Here is a 21,812-nt window from a genome sequence, read left to right as displayed (position 1 = left end):
GAGGGAGCCTGCGGCCGACGCGGCGATCAGCAAAGGAAGAGGGAAACCTGCACAACGCGTTACTTAGAACCTGTTTTGATTTCACACGTCGCGAGTGAAAACGAACGGGAGTCCGCCTCGTTTTCGGTGGTGAACAGACGTTTCACCGAAAGCGACACCGAAGCTATGCGCAAAGACTATAGCTCCGATTTGACGGACTCCCAATGGCACAACATTAAAGCGGTTCTCAATACCTCGCGCCACCGCCAACATGACCTGCGCCGCGACATTCTGGATGCGATTTTCTACGTGGTCAAAACGGGATGTCAGTGGCGAATGTTGCCTGGTGGATTTGCGCCGTGGCAGACGGTGTACTACTACTTCCGAACGTGGAAACAGCGCGGCGTAATCGCACGTCTGCTCAGCATAGCCCGGCGAGGCGCACGGCGAGAAGCCGGGCGCGAACCCGAGCCCAGCGTGGTAATTATTGACTGCCAATCGGTTTCGATCACCCGCTCAGGCGGTCTGTGCGGCTTTGACGGCAATAAAAAAGTCAAAGGGCGCAAACGGCACATACTCACGGACACGCAGGGCTGGACGTGGGCCGTCGGCATTCACGCCGCCAATGAGCACGAAAGCCAGCACGCCTTCAAGCTCATTGAACGGGCTGAACAGCGAAGCGAACGTCTTGAAGCGGTCTTCGCTGACAAGGCCTACCGCGGCGATCTCGAAGACGACCTTGAGGAAGCGCTTGGGCTTCGGCTTGAGATCACCGAATCCGACTCCGAAGAGCCGGGCTTCTCCGTCGAGCCGAAGCGCTGGATTGTCGAACGAACACTCGGCTGGTTGGGGGGCTGGCGGCGACTTGCGAAGGAGTACGAGCGCCTGGCCGAGACGAGTGCCGCCATGGTCCGGCTCGCGTCGCTACGATTGGCCCTCAGCCGCCTCTAACGGCATATCAAAACAGATTCTTAAGACCTGTGCGACAGAAGCACGCAAGTCTGAGTTACGGATCAACACGCTACGCTTGCTTTACAGCAATGGGCGCCTGCAGGCAGGCATTGGGGATCGCGAACGCGTCCACCAGCGGCTCAGCTATAGGACGGACCTCGCTGCAGAGCGCATTCACCTCGTGCCGAATTGCCTTGGCCTTGTTGCCCTCAATGTAGTTCTGCTCCAGGAACCAGCCTCGGTCCGACTCAATCGCCTCCAGCACAAAGAGCGTGCAGAGCGTGCGGAGCACCTCGCGCACCGCTGTATCGTCGACCTCACGAATGGATGCATCGAACCGGTCGAAGACGATCTGTTCAGATTTTGCTTTCGCGAGCGTGACCAGGTGGTCCTGCACCTCGATAAATGCGTCGTAGGTGTCCATTCCGTCGCCGATACGCTTTTTGAGGCGCCGTGCAGCGGATTGCAACAGCGCCTCGCTGCGGTAGCGGAACGCCTTTGCGTGAAACTCGGGGTCGCGCAGGTGGCCCGAGTCAGTGTTGCGGCGCACCAGCGGGTTCTTTTCAGTAAGCCGCGTGCCAAGATCCGACGCCACAAACTGCACGATATTGAAGACGTTCATATCCCGAAACTCCCGCTGGAAGTCCGATAGCAAGCCCTTGGCGACCTGCAGCAGCAGGACAGTGTTGTCGCCCTCAAAGGTCGTATACACGTCGGTATCGGCCTTCAGGTCGGCGATGCGGTTTTCGGCGAGATAGCCCTTGCCGCCACAGGCTTCGCGGGCGGTCTGTAGCACATCGGTGGTGTGCCAGGTGCTGTAGGCTTTGAGTGCATTGGCCGCCGCCTCTACATCTTCAAGCGAGTCGTCGGGGCCGCGCGCGCCGAACTGCTCCGTCAGGTTCTCCAGTGCGGCATGAATGGCATAGGTTTTCGCCAGACGGGGCAGCAGGCGGCGCTGATGCGTACGGTAGTCCAGAATAGGCACTTCGGGCTCATCTTGCGGGCCAAACTGGCGCCGCCGGTTGCCGTAGCGCACTGCAATGGCAAGACCCGACTTCGCAGCGCTGCAGGACGACCGTGCTACGCTGATTCGACCGCCTACGAGCGTGCTCAGCATCGTAAAGAACCGACGCCCGGCGCTGGGGATGTCGCTCTCGTAGGTGCCATCGGGGTGCACGGTCGCGTAGCGATCGAGCATGTTTTTGCGGGGGATGCGCACCTGGTCGAACCACACGCGTCCGTTGTCGACGCCGTTAAGCCCCATCTTCTCGCCGCAGTCTTCGATGCGTACGCGCGGCTGGGGCGTACCATTAGATCGGCGGATCGGCACGATGAACGCATGCACGCCATAGCACTCGTCTTTTGTATGCAGTTGAGCAAATACGGTAGCGAGGCGTCCATGCTTTGCGGCGTTGCCTATCCACTCCTTGCGGGCGCCATCGTGCGGCGTATTGATGACAAACTCCTCGATGTCGGGGTCGTAGGTGGCCGTCGTTTCGAGATCGCGCACGTTCGAGCCATGATCGAGCTCGCTCATCGCAAAGCAGCCTGGTAGTTCGAGCGAGCCGATGTCTTCAAGGTATTCCTCGTGGTGCCGCTGGCTTCCCAACCGGTGAACGCTCCCCCCGAAAAGGCCGAACTGCACGCCGAACTTGACGACGAGGCTTAGGTCATGATACGAGAGCGTCTCAAACGCCGCGATAAACTTTCGGATATCGCCTTTACCGCCGTGTGCCTCCGGAAACGCGAGTGCGCCGAGCCCTTCATTGGCAAGCAGCTTGCACCAGTAGAGCACGCGCTCGCGATGCGCGTCGGTGCCGAGCGACGGGTCGTAGCTGAAAACCGGGTCGGAGAGCAGCGTGCGAATGCGGTTGCGCAGGTCGGCATGCGGTCCGTCAAGGTAGGCCTGCAGGGCGTCGGGCGAGCAGGGCAGCTGCTGCGGGGCGTCGTCTTCGGGCGCCGGGCGGTCGGCGCGCAGCTCGTCAACGATCTCATCGCCGGCTACGCCGAGGGTGGCTTCCAGGTCGTGCAGCGCCTGTCGCGCCTCGTCGGGAAGGCCCGGGGCGCCATCGCCGCCTACCGACGCCATCTCGGCGCCCAGCGTAGCCAGTGAGGTGCGACCGGACTGCGGGAGGTCGGCTGCGGCGCGCCGCAGGGCACGTCGCCACTGGTTGTACTCGGTGGCCGATGGGGGATTAGACGGGTCGAGCCATGCCTCGATGGTCTCGCGGTGCTCTGGGGCAATCCAGTCCAGCTCGTGTAACCGCTTCCGCAGCTCTTCATGCTCAGTCGGCGTAATCATGCCGTCGGCCCAGGCCACGTAGAGCAGGGGGAGCACTGCCAGCACGTCGAATGGTAGCTCGTTGATTTTGGTGCGGAGGGGAGACGTTTCCATGGTAGTAGGGGGCGTTAGGGAAGACGGAAAATCAGCGAATGAGAAAGCGGGAGGCAATCGGCAAGCGGTCAGGCAGCACGCATTGTTTCGGAGAGCTCGTGCACCGCGTCAATGAAGACGCCGGCATGAGCGGGGTCGTGATCGGGGTGCATGCCGTGCCCGAGGTTGGCAATGTGGTTGTGTGGACCGAAGGCGGCCAGCATGTGCTGCACCTCGCGGCGGATGTCATCGGGCGATCCGTAAAGCGCGCACGGGTCCAGGTTGCCCTGCAGCACAATGTCAGTGCCAACCTCCCCCCGAACCGGTTCAGGCGACATCGTCCAGTCGAGGCTGAGCGCGTCGTATCCCGCTGTAGCCAGTGCAGGCAGCGCATACGGGGCGCCCTTGGCAAACGCGATGAACGGGACATCGGGATGCGTATCTTTCACCGCGCCGACGATAGATTCGAGGTAGGGAATGCCAAAGGTGCGATACAGTCCGGGGCCAAGCAAGCCGGCCCACGAGTCAAAGATCTGCAGCGCCTGGGCACCGGCTTCGACCTTGTGAATCAGATAGTCGGCAATGAGCGAGGCGAGCGTATCCAGCAGCTCGTGGCTGGCTTCGGGGTGTTCGTAGAGCCAGCGCCGTGCGTTGCGATACGACTTGCTTCCACCGCCTTCAATCATATACGCCATCAGCGTCCACGGGGCTCCAGCAAACCCGATAAGCGGCACACGCCCGTTCAGGTCAATACGCGTCTGCGTAACAGCATCGTACACCGGCTGAAGGACGGTGTCGGCCACCGAAGGATCGAGGCGGTTGAGCGCGTCTGGGGTTTCGAGGGGATTCGGAAAATGCGGCCCCTTACCCGACACCATCTGCACCTCCAGTCCAAGAGCCTGCGGAATAACCAGGATGTCGGAGAAGATAATGGCTGCATCGAGCGGAAAGCGGTCGATGGGCTGGATGGTGACCTCGGAGGCCAGCTCGGGCGTGTTCACCACTTCAAAGAATGGATGGTCGGCACGCACGGACTGGTATTCGGGCAGGTAGCGTCCAGCCTGTCGCATCATCCAGACGGGCGTGCGCTCGGTCACTTCGCCGCGTGCAGCGCGCAAGAACAGATCGTTTTTGAGTTCAGGAAAGTTGGGCATGCAAGAGAGAAAATACAGAAAACAAAGTGCGTAGGGGAGGACGGCAGAGACTGCATGCGTGCATTAGCGAAGATCAGTATGCCGCTCACAGATGCTATACAGGCGTATGGGCGGGGCAGTGGACACCCGGTAGAACGTCGGAGGATGACGTTGCAGGCGAGACCTGTACGCTACCTGCTTGCACGCAGGGTTGAATCCAAAAAAGCAAGCGTACGCTCCCATGCGTCTTCTGCCGCTTCGGGAGCATAGCGCGACCCAGAGGGACTCGCAAACGCATGGTCGGCCCCCTCGTAGATGCGAATGTCAGCCGGTACGTTGCCACGCTCCAGTTGGTCGGCGAACGCTTCTACCGTTGGTACGGGAATGCTCTCATCTGCACCGCCAAAAATGCCAAGCACCGGCATGTTGAGAGCGCCCACGGCCTCCTCGTCGGCTTCCTCAACGGAGCCGTAGTAGATCACAGTGCCGTCCCAGCTGTCAGGGGCCTCAAGCGCGGCTCGCAGCGCCCAGTGACCGCCAAAGCACCATCCCATGACAGCCACGCGGGGGGCGTTGCGCGTCTCAGACAGGTATTCGCGGGCGGCCTGCAAGTGGGCATGCAAGACCGCTGGGCGATCCATAGCGTTTCGCATCAGCGAAGCGGCCCGTTCCGGGTCGCTGGTGATTGCGCCTTCGTACAGGTCTACAGCAAGCACCTGGTAGCCCTTGCTCGCGATCTGCTCGGCCATACGCCGGATGTTTTCGTTGAGTCCCCACCATTCGTGGATGAGCACGACCGCCGGCTTCCAGTGATCATCGTCTTCTAAGGTCGCATAATGACCGTTCCACACCTTGCCGTCATCGGTGGTTTTGTACGTAACCGACCCGGAGGAAATAGGGGCGTCGGGCGTACGCACCAGCGGCGAGGGCTCCGGGGCATCGCCTTCGTGCGCTGCAGCCATGTCCTCCACATAAGAGAGGCTCACGGTAGACGTTTCCTCAGCAGGGGCGGCATCGGGGGCCTCTGACGTAGAAGTCGCTGAGGCAGATTCACCACCATCGACATCAGACGCTCCAGCGCATCCCCCTGCCAGCGTAGCAAGCAGTAGCACAACGGCAAAGGCGAATGGAGAGAGCGTGCGCATGGGCATGAGACGTTCGGTGAGAAGATCGGGGTAGTGTAGAAAGACACAGGAAAGCCAGCGTTCCTGCACGCCGTGGTATCCACGGAACCGTTACGCGCGCCAGAAGATACCGGCGATGCTACTTCACTGGCTCTTTCTCGCTCGAACAGGCACTGTTGCAATGGCGTCGCCGACTTCGTTTTCCATGCGTGCTGAAGAGGCACGCAAGGCCTTGCACCTGCTGGCGCTCAGCATTCCACTGGGGATGCTCTGGATAGGAATGCCCGAGGCGCTCTGGATTGTAGGTGTGGGAGCCGCGCTGGGCGTGCTGGGCGACACACTGCGCGTGCGGTGGGGGGCATTCCGCGCATGGGTGGTGCAGATCTTCGGGGCGCTAATGCGACCGTCAGAGTGGCCCCCTCTGGGCGGGCGCGTGGTGCTGAACGGCGCTACGTCGGTGCTGATTGCCTGCGCGCTCGCTGCGGCGCTGTTTCCGCTCAACGTGGCGGTGCCGGTGCTCTGCGCTGCACTCATCGGCGATGCAGCGGCAGCACTTGTCGGGCGCCGGTTCGGTCGGCACGCCTGGGGAGCACACGGGCGCACCGTCGAAGGGTCGGTGGCGTTCTGGGGATGCGCAGCGGCGGTGCTGGCCGTGTCTGGCGAAGCCGGCCTTGCGTGGGCAGCTACAGCGCTTGTAGGCGCTGTTCTGGAGGCGCTCCCCCTTCCGCTAAACGACAACATCGTCGTACCCGTGGGGATGGGAGCCGTCTTGCTCGTTATCGGGTAATCAGGGCAGTACAGGCAGATCTCTGCTACTATTACATAAAGCACACTTGGTATGAAGAGCGATTGCCGCCGGGCCTGGGAGTCGCCTGCGATGCAAAGAGGGCGATCGAGAGCTTACCGCACTTGTGTACCGCACTTGTATACCATACAGCAACCAAAAAACAGGAGGCCCCTCCGTGTGTACGAAGCGGCCTGCGGCTGTTTGCTTTGAGAAGTAGTTGCACCCGTCGGGGGCGATCTTATCGGCGTCCGGCCAGTGCGTCGCGCATCGAAAGGGGCTCGGCGTTGCGCTGCTGGCGGTAAATCAGCGGCTCGGTATAGGCCTCGGCTTCGCGCATGACCTGCGTGGGCACATCGCCACCGGTTGCGACCGCGTACACACGCTCGGTCGTGAGGCGATACGCCTGCCGCACCATCCGCTGCTCTGTAATGATGCGGCGGTACTGCCGGCTCAGCGTGCGGTAGTCGGTCGACGGGCTCAGCGAAGCCTCCACATCGCGGTGGGTGTCGAGATGCTCGCGGTGCTGCTCGAGGATCGTCTCGAAACGCTCGGCCAGCGGCTGCAGAGCGTCGTTGGTTCGGGCGGCGTCCTGCAGATCCTCAAGGTCGCCCTCGGCACGCGACAGGTCGCTTGCAAATCGTTCATTGGCTTGCTGCATCTGCGCGTGGGTGCGCTCCTCGGAGTCATGACCGCCGTACGTGCGGCACCCAGAAAAGACAATCAGCAGCGCCAGCGCGCTGAAAAGAACGGAGCGAGAGAGCAGCGGGGGGGAAGGCATAATAAGCAGGTCGTCGAAGACAATAGATATACGCTTGAACACACTATACACACAAGGCCTGTAAGGTGTCGAATCAGCCAGAACATTTCAGCGTGTTTTTCACGTGTTCGGGCGCAGAGCCTGTCCGAATAGGAGGTACGCCGGATCCCGTACTAAGAACCTGTTTTGATTTCTTAATTTGGGCTACGCGCGGCGTCGCTCGCTCTCGCCTGCAAACCAAAACCCAAATAGGCTCTAAGAGCCTTTCCAGTAGATGGATAGCGACCTACAGAAACACCCTTCCACAGGGCAGGGTACCTTAACAATAGATACACGAACTGTACATGAGTGGAGTACCTATGGATCATCCTGATGCCTCTGTTGCCACGCTACGCGGCCGCTTACGCCGTGCATACCGTCGCGATGCATTGCTGCAAGCCGTTGCCCGGCTCTTCTGGACGCTCGCGGTTGGTGGTGGAGCGATTCTGGCGTTTCTCCTGCTGGAGGCATTGATCTGGATGCCGGCGGCGGTACGGGTTGTGCTGCTGAGCGGCGTGGCGCTTGGAGGCGGACTCTACCTGGGCGTCCGCGTCGTGCCGCCGTTATTGCAATGGATGAACATCTGGCCGCTTCCCTCCGACGAAGCCCTTGCTCGCACGGTTGGACGCCTCACTCCAGCCATTGCCGATCGCCTCGTCACGTTGTTTCAGTTGGATGCAGGGCGTACCAGCCACGCGCCCGCTGCTGTGCGTACCACGGCTGTTCAGCAGCTCAGCGAAGCGCTCGACGCGCAGTCGTTTGATGCGCTCGTGGATGCAGACCGCGTGCGCCATGCGCTGCCCTGGCTGTTGCTGCCCGTGCTCGCAGTAGCCATCGGCTGGACCGTGCTACCCGACGCCTCGGCGCGTCTGCTCGCGCCCGGTACCTCGTTTGAACGCCCGGCGCCGTACGCGCTCCAGGTTCAGCCGGGAGATGCCGAGCGCGTGCAGGGCGAAGAGCTATCCATAGAGGCACGCCTCGTAGATCGCATTGATGCGACCCGACCAGACGAGGTCGTTGTAGAGATGGATACGCCCGATGGCCTTCGCACGCAGCGCATGACCGCCCGGGGCGACGAGAACACATGGACGCTCAACCTGCCGAATGTCCGCGAAGGGTTCACCTACCGCGTGCGTACCCCGCAGACCAGCTCATCCTACTACACCGTCGACGTGGCCGCCCGGCCTGTGGTGCGCGGACTGCAGGCTGTGGTCACTCCGCCTGCGTACACCAACCGGACAACAGAGCAGCTGTCGCCTAATCGGGGCGATGTAACCGCGCTGCGAGGAAGCAACGTGGAGCTAACCCTGCGCCTCGGGGGCGGGCCCATCACCGAAGCCGTGGTACGCTTCGAAGATGGAAGCGAACGTCCGCTTGAGGTTGACGACGGCACAGCAACCGGCAGCTTTACCGTCGACCGGTCGACCACGTACCGCATCCACCTGCGCAATGACGACGGTGTAGCAAATCCCGATCCGGTGCGGTACGAGGTGCAGGAGCGGGCCGACCAGCCCCCTCGTATTGAGTTTGAGGCGCCCGAGGCCCGCGCGAACCTCGGCTCCGACCGGGTCGCCGACCTGCAACTTCGGCTGCGCGACGATTTCGGGTTCTCGCGCCTGCGCATCCACTACCGTATGGACAACGGCGACGATAGCGACGCTCCCTACGAATCGTTTGATATTCCGCTGAGCGAGCCGCGCAATACCGACCAGCGCGTTGCGCATACTTGGATGCTCGTGCAGGACAGCGGACTCGACGTGCTGCCGGGCGACGAGGTTGTGTATTACGCCGAGGTGCAGGACAACGACGCCTACGCCGGATTCAAGTCTGCAGAAACCCCGACGCGCCGGCTGCGCATGCCCACCGCTGCCGACCGCTACGCCGATCTCGATCGCTCGCAGGACGACACCGAACGGGCGTTGGACGAGGTGCGCGAGCGGTCGAGCGCGATGCAGCAGCAGTTCGAGCAGCTCCGTGACGAGGTGCGTCGCACGCAGGAAGCCTCGTGGGAGGACCAGTCGGCCGCGCAGCAGCTGAGCGAGCAGCAGCAAGCCATGAGCGAGCAGGTCGAACAGGCGGCTCGTCAGCTTGAAGAAACGACCCGTCAGATGGAGCGCGACGGGCTCGCCCGCGAAGAGACGCAGCAAATGTATCGCGAGCTGCAAGACATTGTAAGCGAGATCGACGACCCGGAACTGCAGCAGGCACTTCGCGACCTGCAAGAGGCCATGGAGTCGATGGACTTCCGCGACATGCAGGAGGCGATGTCAGACGTCGACGACCAGATGCAGGACTACCAGGAGCGGCTGGAGCGCGCTATGGAGCTTTTCAAGCGGCTGCGCACGCAGCAGAAGCTCGACGAGATGAGCGACCGCGCACAGCAGCTCAGCGACCAGCAGCAGGCGCTTCTTGAGGATACGGAGGCTGCCGAGCAAGACGCAGCCGCCAGTTCAGACGCTGAAACAGACGCCGCCCCCGAAGCGTCTGCCGATCTGAGTCGCCGCCAGGGTGACCTGCAGCAGGAGATGGATGCGCTGGAGCAGGCTCTCGATGAGCTGGCCGCAAACTTCGAGGACACCCAGGGGGCGCCCACAGAAGATCTGGAGGCGATGCGCGAGCGCATGGAAGAAGCCGGCATTCAGGACCAGATGGAGGCGGCGGCTGAAGCGCTCCAGCAGCAAGACTGGCAGCCCGCACAAGATTCCCAGGAGCAGGCCAGTGACGGACTCGGCGACATGTCGTCCTCGCTCAGCCAGATGCAGGAGGGCATGAGCCAGCAGCAATCCGATATCAACGCGGCGGCTATCTGGTACGCCCTTGAAAATACGCTGTGGCTCTCTAACGAACAAGAGCGCCTGCGCGGCGAGGTCGAGCAGTTTGCAGCTGACGGTGCGCAGCTACGCACGCTCGTCGGAGATCAGCAGCGCCTGCGCACTGGACTGCAGTCGGTTGGCGACTCGCTGTCGGCTGTAGCCCGCAACACGCCTCAGCTCTCGCGGGTGGTGCGCGACCGGCTCGGCGCCGGGCTAAACGCCATGCAGCAAGCCGTGCAGCATCTTGATGAACGCCAGGGCCACCGTGCACGTCCGCAACAGACCCGGGCCATGACGCACCTGAACGAGCTGGCGCTGCTGCTTTCGGAAGTGCTCGACCAGATGGATGGCAGCGGGGGCGGTCAGGGCGGCATGTCGATGGATCAGATGATCCAGCAGATGCAAGAGATGACCGGCGACCAGCAGTCGCTGAATCGCGCCCTGCAGGAGCACCTGCAGAACGTGGCGGGCGAGCGTCTGAGCGTTGACGAGGAAGCGCGTCGCGAGCAGATCGCCGCCGAACAGCAGCGTCTGCAGGAGGCGCTGCGCAGCCTCAGCGAAGAAGACGCTGCCGACCAGCTGATGGGCGATCTGGATCGCATTGCCGACGAGATGGAGCAGTCGCTTCGTGACTTGGAGAACCCGCGCAACGAGCGCGACCTGCTCGACCGGCAGCAGCGCATCGTATCCCGCATGTTGGAGGCGCAGCGTGCTCTGCAGGCCCAGGGCCAGAGCGACGACCGCGAAGGCGACACCGTCACCGACTTCGAGCGCCGCGCCTCACCCGATGAATTGCCACCTGAAGACGCCGCCGACATCTTGCGCCAGGGTCTGTTGGATGCGATGGAGGGCGGGTATAGCCCCGATTACGAGGCGCTGATCCGGCGGTACTTCGAAGCGCTGGAAGAGGAGTAGGGGGAAGCAGAATAAGACTAAGGACTACTTAAGGAGAGCCAAATCCATACGAGCCGCGGCGGAGCAGGGCAAGGAAGAACGGCACGCCACACAGCGCGGTCAGGATGCCAACGGGCAGCTCCTGCTCGGGCAGCAGCGTGCGCGCCGCGAGATCGGCCCACGCCAGAAAGAGCGCCCCTCCGATGAATGCGACCGGCACCACGCGGCGATGTGACACGCCAATCAGCAGCCGCACGGCATGGGGGATGATGAGCCCCACGAATCCAATTGCCCCAGCCACAGCGACCAGGGCCCCCGTTACGAGCGCTGCCAGTCCGATTAGCAGCCGCTTCAGTGCCTCTACGGGAATGCCCAGGTGGTACGCCGATTCTTCTCCGACCAGCATGGCATCGAGTGGACGCGCAAGCACAAAGAGGAGCATGCTTCCAGATGCGGTGGTAACGAAAGGCCAGATCAGGTCGGTCCACTGCGTGCCGCTGAGCGAGCCCAGGAGCCAGAAGAGGACCGCGCGTAGCTTACCTGGATCGGGCGAGGAGAACGTGATGAACGAGGTGACCGACGCCATCAGGGCCGACATGGCGACGCCTGCCAGCAGCAGCCGGGCCACGCTGAGCCGCGAGCCGGTGTAAGCAACCAGGTAGACGATCGTGATAGAGAGCAGGCCGCCCAGGAACGCAGCGAGCGGCATGGAGAGCGCTTGTCCAAGCAGCGGCGGTAGAAACCCGAGATAGAAGAGCGAGGCGCCCGCCGAGGCGCCGCTGGAGATCCCCAGAATGTACGGCTCCGCAAGCGGGTTGCGTACCAGCGCCTGCATCGCCACACCGATCACGCTGAGTCCGCCTCCCACCAGCAGCGCCAGTAGCACTCGAGGCAAGCGCAGGTGCCACACAACGCGCTCCGCAATAGGGTCCGGGACACCAAGCGACGACGAGGCCCCGAACCCATCTGCCACACGGTAGGCTACAACGTGGTAGGCATCACCAAACGAAACGGCGGCGCTACCAAACGAAAGCGCCGCACCAACGGTAACCAGAAGAGCCCCAAGCAGTCCAAGCGAAAGCAGCGCCGTGCGCATAAAACGTGTAAAAGGGGAAGAGAAGAGTCTACTCAGTCAGGGTGGGTGGGGCAGGCAGGTCGAGGTCGGGGTGCAACAAGGCTGCGATGCGATACGCGCCCTGCACGACGCGCGGTCCGGGCCGCGATACCAGGTCTGGAGAGATAGAGTACACACGTCCTGTCTGGATGGCTGGCACGACATCCCAGGTGGGATGCAGGCGCGCGAGCCGGTGGGTGTCGTAGTCGTCGCCAAAGAGCCCGATGATCACGTCTGGGGCGGCATCCAGCACGAACTCCTCGCTGAGCGTTGGAGCGGCCGTTTCGAAGTGATCCGTTACGCTTCGTCCGCCTGCCGCCTCAACGAGCGTATGCACGTAGCTCGGTCCGCCAAAGGCATACAGGGTTTCGTCGCCCACCAGCACCAGCACGCGCGGTGCATCGCGAGACGCAGTACGGGTCCGGAGCGTGTCGAGCGCCGACGTAAGACGGTCGGCAGCGGCCTCTGCCTGAGATGATGTGCCGAGCAACGTGCCCAGCGTGCGAATCCCTTCAAAAATGTCAGTGACTGCGTTGAACGAGAAGAAGTAGACCGGCACGTCCATCTGCTGAAGCGGGGCGGCATCGTCGGGCGTGTTGACCTGATCGGTAGCCAGGACCAGGTCGGGGGCGTGCCCTACGATCGCCTCATAGTCGAGGGGCAGCGTCTGCACCCGGGGGAGCGGATCGACTATCGTGGGAGGGAAGTCGTCAGACACGGTAACGGCCGCGAGGCGATCGCTGCCGCCCGCGGCAACAGTAAGCTCGGTGAGATTGGGAGCCAGCGGAACGACGCGGGCCACCGTATCGGGCACCATGACCGGACGGTCGAGCGCATCGGTTACCGGCGAAGTGCTGGATCCTGGGTCGGTACATCCGGCGCATACCAGTAGAAAGGTTAGGAGTACCCATGTGTGCGCTAAGGGATTAAATACACGGAGGCGGAAAAAAACTCTCATAGCTCTGAACAATAGCGATATAAAGAGGTAAACTTTTCAGCATCTATACACGGTGTGAAACGCGCGGAGTGCCGATAAGAGGTAATCGATTCCTAATGGGTGCTTTCTTCTTTCCATATTAGCGAGTAAGCCATGCAAGAGCGTATCTTTGTCGTTGACGACGAGCCCAAAATAGGAACATTATTTTCCAATGTATTGGCCCGTGACGGATATGAGGTCGAGGCCTTTGTGAATCCGGTCAGCATGCTGGATCAGCTCGACGAGGACCGGTTGCCCGACGTTATCCTTGCGGACATGATGATGCCGCAGATGACAGGGGTTGAACTGCTGGATGCGCTCAATGATCGGGCGCCGAGCGTTCCGGTCATTATCATGACAGCGCACTCGTCGGTGCAGACAGCCGTTGAGGCGATGCGTCAGGGGGCCTTTCATTACCTGCAGAAGCCCGTCAACCTCGAAGAGATGCGGGCGCTGATCGACAAGGCCATCCGGCTGTATGGGGCGCAGCAAGAGCTTGACCAGATCAAGGAGAAGCAGCAGGCTGAGTATCCAATTTCGGGTATCCTCGGCGAGAGCGATCCGATCGTGCAGGTGCGCGAGACGATCCAGACGCTAACCGGCGCTTCCAACACGACCGTGCTGTTCTCTGGCGAAACCGGTACGGGCAAGAACCTGGCAGCCCAGACGCTGCACTACAACTCGGCGCGCTCGCGCAAGCCGTTTACGGAAATCAACTGTGCGGCCCTGCCCGACAATCTGCTGGAGGCGGAGCTGTTCGGATACGAGAAGGGCGCCTTCACTGATGCCCGTACTGCGAAGCCGGGCATGTTCGAGATCGCTGATGGAGGAACGCTCTTCCTCGATGAGATCGACTCGATGAGCCTTGCACTGCAGGCGAAGCTGCTCTCGTTTCTGGAGAGCCGCACGTTTCGGCGCCTTGGTGGCGTGGAAGACCGCACCGTGAACACACGCGTGCTGTGTGCGACGAATGCCAACCTCGAATCTAGCGTCAAAGAAAAAGAGTTTCGCAAAGACCTTTTCTTCCGCATCAACGTGGTGAATGTGAAGATGCCCGCGCTGCGCCATATGGAGCGCGATGTACTGCGTATTGCGGATTCGCTCATCACGCGTTTTAACAACGAGCTAAAGCGCTCCATCGGGGGCCTCACCGAGGCGGCACAAGAAAAGATGCTTGAGCACATGTGGCCCGGTAACGTACGTGAGCTCCGCAACGTACTGGAGCGCGCCATGATCTTTGCGCAGGGCGATATCATCGACGCCGAAGACCTGACGTTGGCACCGCCCAGCCAGATTGGAGACGTATTTGGCACGGCTGGAGCGTTTCAGTTTCCACTTGGACGTACGATCGAGGATCTGGAGAAGGCATACATCCTGCGCACGCTGCAGACCCGAGATGACAGCTATGCGAAGATCGCAGACTCGCTTGGCATCTCTAAGAAAACGCTCTGGGACAAGCGCAAGCGCTACAACCTCGACGAGCAGGTAGAACGCTAACCCCCACGCATACAGTCAGGTATAACTAATACCCTGTCACATCTGAACGATTGGGTTTCAGGGGGTGTTTTCCCCTCCATTTTAGCCTTCCTCCCCTGTACGTGTTTAGCGACTTAACACAGATCGCCGGGGACGCAAGCGGTCCCCGGCAATGGATTTTACTCACATCGCACCGTTCCGTAGCCCGAGATTAGGAGCAAAGCGGATATTCCGGGTGGCAATTGAACTGCGCTAAACAGATATCTTCCCCGGAGAAGAAGGAACCAGAGGGCGCTCTTATAAAGTCCCTCTCGGAGGGGAGATGTAGGGGGAGGGATTCTGCACTCTCAAACAACCCAAACAATAGCGTGTGACACAGCACGAGCCCCTCGTGCTGGCAATCACAACGACACCGATTCGCAAGTACGTCCCCAATTACGTTCCAAATACAGATGCCTATGCGTATTCACCGTGGTGTGCTCGGCGCCCCAAGCCTGTTGCTGAGCCTGTTACTCATCGTAATGCTATCAGCCTGTGCCCCCGAGGACGCCCCCATACGCATCGGTGCTACGATGTCGGAGTCCGGTGCCTATAGCACGCAGGGTACGGCAGCGCGCAATGGATACCAGCTCTGCGCGGACCACCTCAACGACAACGGTGGACTGCTCGGACGTCCCGTCGAGTTCGTGATCTATGATGACGAATCCGACAGCGACACGGCAGTGCGCCTCTACGAGCAGCTGATCACCGAAGACGACGTTGATGCCATCATGGGGCCCTATGGGTCGACGCTTACCGAAGCAGTGGCGCCGGTCACGGAAGAACACCAGATGGTGCATGTGTCGCCCTTGGCCGCTACCTCCTCGATCTGGGAGCAGGGGCGCGAGCACCTATTCATGGTGCTTCCGCCCGCTGAGCTGTTTTTAGCCGGACTCATCGACCTCGCCGATGAGCGCGAGCTAACCCGTGTCGCGGTCGTGCACGAAGACGAACTCTTTCCAGAAGCAGCCGGACAGGGGGCTGTGCAACTCGCTGAAGACGCCGGGCTTGAGGTGGTTGTAGAAGCCACCTATCCTACCGGCACCGAGGACTTCACCGACATTCTGGCCGAGATCGATGCCGCCAATGCCGAGGTGGTCGCGATGGCCGCGTCTCCGCTTGACGACTTCATCACGATGGTCGAGCAGATGCGCGATGCCGCAGTGGATGTGCAGATGTTCGGCACCTCGGGTGCGGTCGATGAGTTCCAAAATGCCCTCGGCGACGATGCCGAATACGCCTACGGCCTCTCCGCGTGGGAGCCCAGTCTTCCGTATCCCGGCGTAGACGAATTTGTGGATGCGTATGAAGCCGCCTTCGACCGCGCGCCAAGCTTCCACGCCGCCGGAGGATACGGCAGCTGCCAGCTCTTTGCCGAAGCCGTTGAGGAAGCCGGTACCCTGGACGCGGATCCCGTTCGCGACGCCCTGCTTGCGCTGGAGACAACCACCGTGTTTGGTCCGTATGCCGTTAATGAGCGGGGCTACCAGACCGCCAACGAGGGCACGTTCATTCAGTGGCAAGACGGCGAGCGCGTGGTGGTGTGGCCCGAAGACGTTGCCGTGGCCGAGCCCCGCTTCCCCACTCCACCCTGGAGCGACCGATAAGCCCTCCTTTTCCTGCTGTCTCTCTGTTCAAATGACACGAATCCACACCATGAATCTTGGACTCACCGATCACGTCGCGTTTGTAGCAGGCGCCAGTGCCGGACTCGGCTACGCTGTAGCTGAGCGATTGGCCCACGAAGGGATGCAGGTGGCGCTCTGCTCTCGCAGTCAGAAGCACATCGAAGGCGCGGCAGCCTGCATTGCCGAAGGAATGGAGCAGCCGGATGCGGAGGCGCGTCTGCACCCGGTCGTCTGCGACGTAACCGATCCGGCGGCGGTGGATGCGGCCGTCACCTCTACCGTAGAGCGCTTCGGGGCCCTGCACGTGCTGGTGCCCAACGCCGGCGGCCCGCCATCGGGCACAGCGAGCAGCTTCTCGCTCGACGACTGGCAGGAGGCGCTGGACCTGAACCTGAAGAGCACCATCTCGATGTGTCAGACGGCGCTTCCGCACCTGAAAGACGCCGCTGCAGAGACGCTGGCTCGCATTGTGATCGTCGCCTCCGTATCCGCCAAGCAGCCCATTCCCACGCTGGCGCTCTCGAACACCGCCCGTGCGGGCGTGCTCGGCTACGCCAAAAGCCTGGCTGCCGAACTCGGTCCGACCGGTATCACCGTCAACACTGTGCTGCCCGGCTACACCAAGACCGCCCGCCTCGACGAACTGGCCGAGTCGAAAGCGGCGAAGACGGGGCAGTCGCGCGACGCCATCGAAGCCGACTGGGCCGATGCAAACGCCCTCGACCGGCTGGGCCGCCCGGATGAGTTTGCGGCAGCAGTCGCCTTTCTCGCGAGCCAGTGGGGCGGATACATCACCGGTACGGCTCTCCCCGTAGACGGCGGACGGTCGCAGCATCTGTTGTAACATCTGCTACGACACGCGTCCCGCCCACCCTGCAACCCAAAAAAACCTGACAGGTTGAGTCGTGTGATCTTGTTTGTGGGAGGCAGACAATTACTCCTCCTGCATCACGAACGAAGGCGACGGGGAGGACGCTTCGGGCAGCTCTTCGAGCGCATCCAGCACGATCTGGGGAGTGAGTACTTCGGGGAGTACCTTGGGCTCACTGCCATCGCCGGGGTAGAGCACATAGAGTGGCACGCCATTGCGATTGAAACGCCCCAGAGCCTGGGTGATTTCCGGATCGCGGTTGGTCCAGTCGGCTCGGATGAGGTGTACGCTGTTCTCTTCGAACGCCTCCTGCACGGCACGGGTCTCAAGGGTTGTGCGCTTGTTAACCTGGCATGTGAGGCACCAGGCAGCGGTGAAGTCGATGAAGACGGGTTCGCCCTCGCTCTGCAGGGCATCGACCTGCTCGGTGGAGAAAGATTGCCAGGTTGCGTCTGCTGCTTCGCCCGGAGCGGCGGGCGCCGACGCGTTTGCGCCCATGAGCGAAAGACCAATAGCCCCCGCGGCTACGAGTCCGGCAACGACGCGCGAGGCGGTCCAGGCACGGTTGCTCACCTGAAAAGCGGGCCAGCGGCCAATCACCCAGCCGGCGATGCCAAGCAAGAGAAAGCCGCCGAGCAGCAACGCCACGCCGTCGATGCTCACCTGCTGGCCAAAAACCCAGACGAGCCACAGCGCGGTGGCGAACATCGGGAAGGCGAGCACCTGCTTGAACGTCTCCATCCACGGACCGGGACGCGGCAGGCGCTTCAGCATACTGGGTGATGCAGAGAGCACAAGATACGGAGCGGCCATGCCCAGGCCCAGCGCGGTGAAGATGCCCATCGCCTCTGGTGCGGTGAGCGTGATAGCAAACCCGAGTGCCGCTCCCATGAACGGCGCTGTGCAAGGCGTCGCGACGATCGTAGCCAGCACCCCCGTCAGAAACGACTCGCTGTACCCGGACGCCTTCTGCTGCACGCCGCTGCCAACCGACGTGAGCTTGAGCCCCACTTCGAAGAGCCCAGCGAGGTTTAGCCCGATGCCTACAAAAAGTAGGGCCATGAGCGCAATAAAGCCGGGCGACTGCAGCTGAAAGCCCCACCCGATCGACTCGCCGGCTGCGCGTAATGCCAGCAGTAACCCGGCCAGCACCCAGAACGAGGCGATCACACCCAGGGCGAAGAGTCCGCCGTGGCGACGCATGATGCGGGGCGTTTCGCCGGCTTTCTTGGCAAACCCCAGTATCTTGAGCGAGATCACGGGAAAGACGCACGGCATCAGGTTCAGGAGCAGTCCGCCCACAAAGGCAAAGCCCAGTGCCCAGAACAGCGTCATGCCGCCCGAGGCGGTTGTTACTTGCAGTGCTGCAAGGTCGCCCTCGAATGCGCCCTCAACGGATGGATCTATAGCCAGCGCCCGGTGGCGGCTGTCGTCGGTCCAGGCAAATCCTTCGGGGGCAACGACCACGCCACGCAGCGCCTCGGTGGAGCCATCGGCGCGTTCAGAGGCTTGCAGGGCCAGGTAGAGCGCATCGCCGTCGCGCACAGTGGGCTGCGGAGCCGTATTTGAGATGACCTGCTTCTCTTTAGGAAAAAACAGCACGTCGTCCTGCGGAAGATCAGCGCCGGTCAGCTCCAGCACGAAACTGCCGTCGCTGTAATAGGCGGTCGCCTCCACCTGATCTGCGCGCTGTGGGAGCTGTGCTCGCGTTTCGGCAAACGCATCGGCCCACGTGTCGCTGAGCGCGGACGCCTCCGCATCCACCTGTAGCGTCGTGCTGATTTCGTCATATGCAGGCAGGCAGACATCCTCGCAGATCAGCCAGTCGGCACGCCCCGAAATCGTGACCTCGGTGCCGGGCTCCAGGGCGGCAGGCGGGGTGATGTCGACCAAGAGCATGACCTCATCAGAATACCCATAGGTCATGAGCGGACCTTCCTGCTTACGGTCCGGATAGGGCCACTGAATATCGCTCGCGGTAAACCCCTCGGGCAGGTCCCAGCTGATCGACGTAGCGAGCCCCGAATCGCCTGCGTTCTTCCAGTAGCTGTGCCAGCCCGGATCCATCTCCAGGTGCAGGGCCACCGTAAACGGCTCGCCCGGCACAACGGTCTCCACCTCGCTTACAAGCGTACCTTCGCTGTAGGGACTCGTGTCGCTGTCCGTATTGCTGCTCTGGGCCAGCGTGTGGGGAGCGGCAGCAAAGACCCAGGCCAGAAGAAGGGCGCTAAGCCTGGCTACGCGTAACAGGTGGGGAATACGTTTCATGGGAGCCGATCGCGTCAGGAGCTAAAGATGCACATACACAACACGTTACGATACTGAACATATTCGGTTCAGGGGTGGGTGTATGCTTCATGAGACGTACATGTCAAGATGGTGCGCTTACAGTTCTGGCAACATCATAACGCGCATCCGAAGCCACATCGGGTCCCGTTTGTGAAAGACTGTATGCGTTTTGTGGAATGCATTGTGTCGATACGTAAAAGCAAAGAAAGCTGAAGGAGGCTGGCAAGCATCATCGGCTGTTGGCATTTCTTTATTGTGCATCGTACCATTCAACCGTTACACGATTTCTAATGTGGCTTCTAATGCGGCATAACTGTATACACGTCGTATCCACGTATAGTCGCACCCACAATGCAGTAATCATCCGTCCCAATCGTCAGTCCTCGATCAGCTTATGCGCCGCTTGCTTCTGCTTCCGCTTCTTTATCTGCTGCTTCTGCCTGGTCTGGTGGATGCGCAAGAGACTCCGTTCGAGCGAATGGACGTATTCGAACTGGAATGGGTCACCGATCCGCAAGTGAGCCCGGATGGCGAGCGCGTTGTGTACGTACGGCAGGGCATGGACGTGATGAATGACCGTCGCACGTCGGCACTCTGGATCATGAATGCCGACGGCACCGAGCACGTAAAGCTCACCGATCGCGACGTGAGCGAATCGAGTCCGCGCTGGTCGCCCGACGGCACGCAGCTTGCCTACATCGGGGACACCGAGGACGACGGCGCGCAAATCTTTGTGCACACCTTCGCCCCGCGCACCAACGCACAGCGCACCACGCTTGACAACCGTCCCAGCGATCTGGCGTGGAGTCCCAGCGGCAGCCATCTCGCGTTTTCGATGCACGTAGACGCCGAGCCGCCGCAGATGGTCGAACCGCCCGAAGCGCCGGAGGGCGCCGACTGGGCCGACCCGCCCCGCGTCGAAACGCGACTGAACCATGAGCAGGATGGAAGCGGCATTCGTCCTTACGGACACCAACACATCTTCACGATCACGGCGGACTCAGATAGCGACCCCGAGCAGCGTACCACCGGCGACCACGATCATTCGGGGCCTATTGCCTGGATGCCTGACGGGGAGGCGCTTGTGGTATCCGGCAACCGGCACGACGATGCGGAGCACGCGTTTCGCAACATAGAGCTGTACCGCGTCGATATGGAAGACGGAGCCATCACGCCCCTTACCGACCGCTTTGGCCCGAACCATACGCCGCGCGTATCGCCAGACGGGGAAACGATTGCCTACCTGGGCTACGAAGACCAGATACAGACCTACCAGCGCACGCGGCTCTACACGATGACCCCGGACGGAAGCGAGGTGCAGGAGGTCGAGACCGGACTGGATCGCTCTATTAACGATATGGTCTGGGATGAGGAGGGGAGCGGGTTGTACGTGCAGTACGATAACGAAGGCGTAAGCTACCTTGCACACACCACGCTCGACGGCGCGGTGACGAACGTAGCAGACAGCCTCGGCGGCACAGCACTCGGGCGCCCCTACCGCGGCAGCGCCGACTTCTCCGTTGCGGAGAATGGCGCTATCGCATTCAACGCGAGCAGTCCGGCCCACCCTGCTGAACTGGCCATGACCAGCCGTGGCAACGAGACCCCCTCCCGCCTCACCACGCTGAACGAGGCGCTCACAGCCAACCGTGCACTCGGACAGGTGGAGGCGATGCGCTATACCTCGACCGAAGACGGGCGCGACCTGCACGGTTGGGTGATGACCCCGCCCGACTACAACCCCGACCGAGCCTATCCGTTGCTTGTCGAGATCCACGGCGGACCGATCAGTCACTACGGGCCCCACTTTGCCGCCGAGCTACAGCTGTATGCGGCCGCGGGATACGTGGTGTTCTACCCGAATGCGCGCGGCAGTACCAGCTACGGCGAGGAGTTCGGCAACCTCCTGAAGAATGACTTCTCTGGCGGGGAGTATCAGGACATCATCGACGGCGTGGACGTGCTGGTCGAAAACGGCACTGTCTCTGAAGACAGTCTCTACGTGACGGGAGGAAGCGCAGGCGGCACCTCGGCCGCGTGGATCGTGGGGCAGACCGACCGCTTTCAGGCAGCGGCTGTGCAGAAACCCGTGATCAACTGGATCAGCAAGACGCTGGCGGCCGATAACTATTACGCCTATGCCGACTACCGCTATCCGGGGCAGCCGTGGGAGAATCCGATGGCGTACTGGGACGTGTCGCCCATCTCGCTTGTTGGCAACGTCGAAACGCCCACGCTGCTGATCGTAGGGCAGGAAGATCTGCGCACGCCCACCTGGGAGGCCAAGCAGTTTTACCATGCGCTGCAGCTGCGCGAGATCGACACCGCGTACGTTGAACTGCCAGGCTCCTACCACAACATGGCGGCCCGCCCGAGCCAGCTCATCGCCAAGGTCGACCACATCCTGGCCTGGCTGGAGGGGTACCGGTAGCGCAGCAGGATAGTGAACGTGTTGGAGCGTCTGAAAAATTCAGGGCGGCGAGTGCTTCTATGAGGCGCTCGCCGCTTTGCGTTTGCATACCTAACACTACTGGGTACCCCGGCGAACTTTTCTACATCACAATCAGC

Annotated in this window: 14 protein-coding genes; 7 read left to right on the top strand and 7 right to left on the bottom strand. The window is 61.7% G+C overall.

From position 1 onward, the window contains the following. The first annotated feature begins 75 nt into the window (after nt 1-75). On the top strand, nt 76-930 hold the full coding sequence (locus ACZ48V_RS11030) for an IS5 family transposase (RefSeq protein ID WP_464538143.1): 855 nt from the start codon (nt 76-78) through the stop codon (nt 928-930). 70 nt (nt 931-1,000) lie between these two features. Here the strand turns inward: ACZ48V_RS11030 and ACZ48V_RS11025 are convergent, their stop codons facing one another. The 3 genes from ACZ48V_RS11025 to ACZ48V_RS11015 form a co-directional block, all read right to left on the bottom strand. Then, nucleotides 1,001-3,325, bottom strand: a complete 2,325-nt coding sequence (locus ACZ48V_RS11025; protein WP_464539110.1) for an acyl-CoA dehydrogenase family protein — start codon at nt 3,323-3,325, stop codon at nt 1,001-1,003. Between the two features lie 68 nt (nt 3,326-3,393). Beyond that, complete coding sequence (gene hemE, locus ACZ48V_RS11020) at nt 3,394-4,458, bottom strand: uroporphyrinogen decarboxylase (RefSeq protein ID WP_464539108.1); 1,065 nt, start codon at nt 4,456-4,458, stop codon at nt 3,394-3,396. Nucleotides 4,459-4,628: 170 nt separating this feature from the next. Further along, on the bottom strand, nt 4,629-5,582 hold the full coding sequence (locus tag ACZ48V_RS11015) for a dienelactone hydrolase family protein (protein WP_464539106.1): 954 nt from the start codon (nt 5,580-5,582) through the stop codon (nt 4,629-4,631). A gap of 160 nt (nt 5,583-5,742) precedes the next feature. On the opposite strand from ACZ48V_RS11015, the gene ACZ48V_RS11010 reads away from it, so the two are divergent. Next, nucleotides 5,743-6,348 (top strand): diacylglycerol/polyprenol kinase family protein, encoded by a 606-nt coding sequence (locus ACZ48V_RS11010; protein ID WP_464539104.1) that lies wholly within the window; start codon nt 5,743-5,745, stop codon nt 6,346-6,348. 238 nt (nt 6,349-6,586) lie between these two features. On the opposite strand, the gene ACZ48V_RS11005 is transcribed toward ACZ48V_RS11010, so the two are convergent. Then, on the bottom strand, nt 6,587-7,126 hold the full coding sequence (locus tag ACZ48V_RS11005; protein ID WP_464539102.1) for a hypothetical protein: 540 nt from the start codon (nt 7,124-7,126) through the stop codon (nt 6,587-6,589). A gap of 338 nt (nt 7,127-7,464) precedes the next feature. Between ACZ48V_RS11005 and ACZ48V_RS11000 the strand changes: the two genes are divergently transcribed. Then, complete coding sequence (locus tag ACZ48V_RS11000; RefSeq protein WP_464539100.1) at nt 7,465-10,872, top strand: DUF4175 family protein; 3,408 nt, start codon at nt 7,465-7,467, stop codon at nt 10,870-10,872. Between the two features lie 28 nt (nt 10,873-10,900). Here ACZ48V_RS11000 and ACZ48V_RS10995 read toward each other — a convergent pair whose 3' ends face one another. Further along, a complete protein-coding gene (locus ACZ48V_RS10995; protein WP_464539098.1) occupies nt 10,901-11,947 on the bottom strand; it encodes a FecCD family ABC transporter permease in 1,047 nt (348 codons plus the stop codon). Between the two features lie 28 nt (nt 11,948-11,975). Beyond that, nucleotides 11,976-12,923 carry an ABC transporter substrate-binding protein gene (locus ACZ48V_RS10990; protein ID WP_464539096.1) on the bottom strand — a complete coding sequence of 316 codons (948 nt, stop codon included), beginning with the start codon at nt 12,921-12,923 and terminating at the stop codon, nt 11,976-11,978. Between the two features lie 132 nt (nt 12,924-13,055). Here ACZ48V_RS10990 and ACZ48V_RS10985 point away from each other — a divergent pair, with 132 nt between their 5' ends. The 3 genes from ACZ48V_RS10985 to ACZ48V_RS10975 all read left to right on the top strand — a co-directional run bounded on the left by ACZ48V_RS10985 (nt 13,056) and on the right by ACZ48V_RS10975 (nt 16,928). Further along, on the top strand, nt 13,056-14,438 hold the full coding sequence (locus tag ACZ48V_RS10985) for a sigma-54-dependent transcriptional regulator (RefSeq protein WP_464539094.1): 1,383 nt from the start codon (nt 13,056-13,058) through the stop codon (nt 14,436-14,438). 437 nt (nt 14,439-14,875) lie between these two features. Further along, a complete protein-coding gene (locus tag ACZ48V_RS10980; protein ID WP_464539092.1) occupies nt 14,876-16,063 on the top strand; it encodes an amino acid ABC transporter substrate-binding protein in 1,188 nt (395 codons plus the stop codon). Nucleotides 16,064-16,112: 49 nt separating this feature from the next. Further along, on the top strand, nt 16,113-16,928 hold the full coding sequence (locus ACZ48V_RS10975; protein ID WP_464539090.1) for an SDR family oxidoreductase: 816 nt from the start codon (nt 16,113-16,115) through the stop codon (nt 16,926-16,928). Between the two features lie 90 nt (nt 16,929-17,018). Here ACZ48V_RS10975 and ACZ48V_RS10970 read toward each other — a convergent pair whose 3' ends face one another. Further along, entirely contained in the window at nt 17,019-19,223 is a 2,205-nt protein-coding gene (locus ACZ48V_RS10970) for a protein-disulfide reductase DsbD family protein (protein WP_464539088.1), read from the bottom strand. Between the two features lie 415 nt (nt 19,224-19,638). On the opposite strand from ACZ48V_RS10970, the gene ACZ48V_RS10965 reads away from it, so the two are divergent. After that, on the top strand, nt 19,639-21,675 hold the full coding sequence (locus ACZ48V_RS10965; RefSeq protein WP_464539086.1) for a prolyl oligopeptidase family serine peptidase: 2,037 nt from the start codon (nt 19,639-19,641) through the stop codon (nt 21,673-21,675). Nucleotides 21,676-21,812 lie beyond the last annotated feature (137 nt).

The organism is Longimonas haloalkaliphila, from assembly GCF_055379825.1.
Note: the sequence above shows the minus strand (reverse complement) of the source record. Positions and strands in the feature narration are given on the sequence as shown.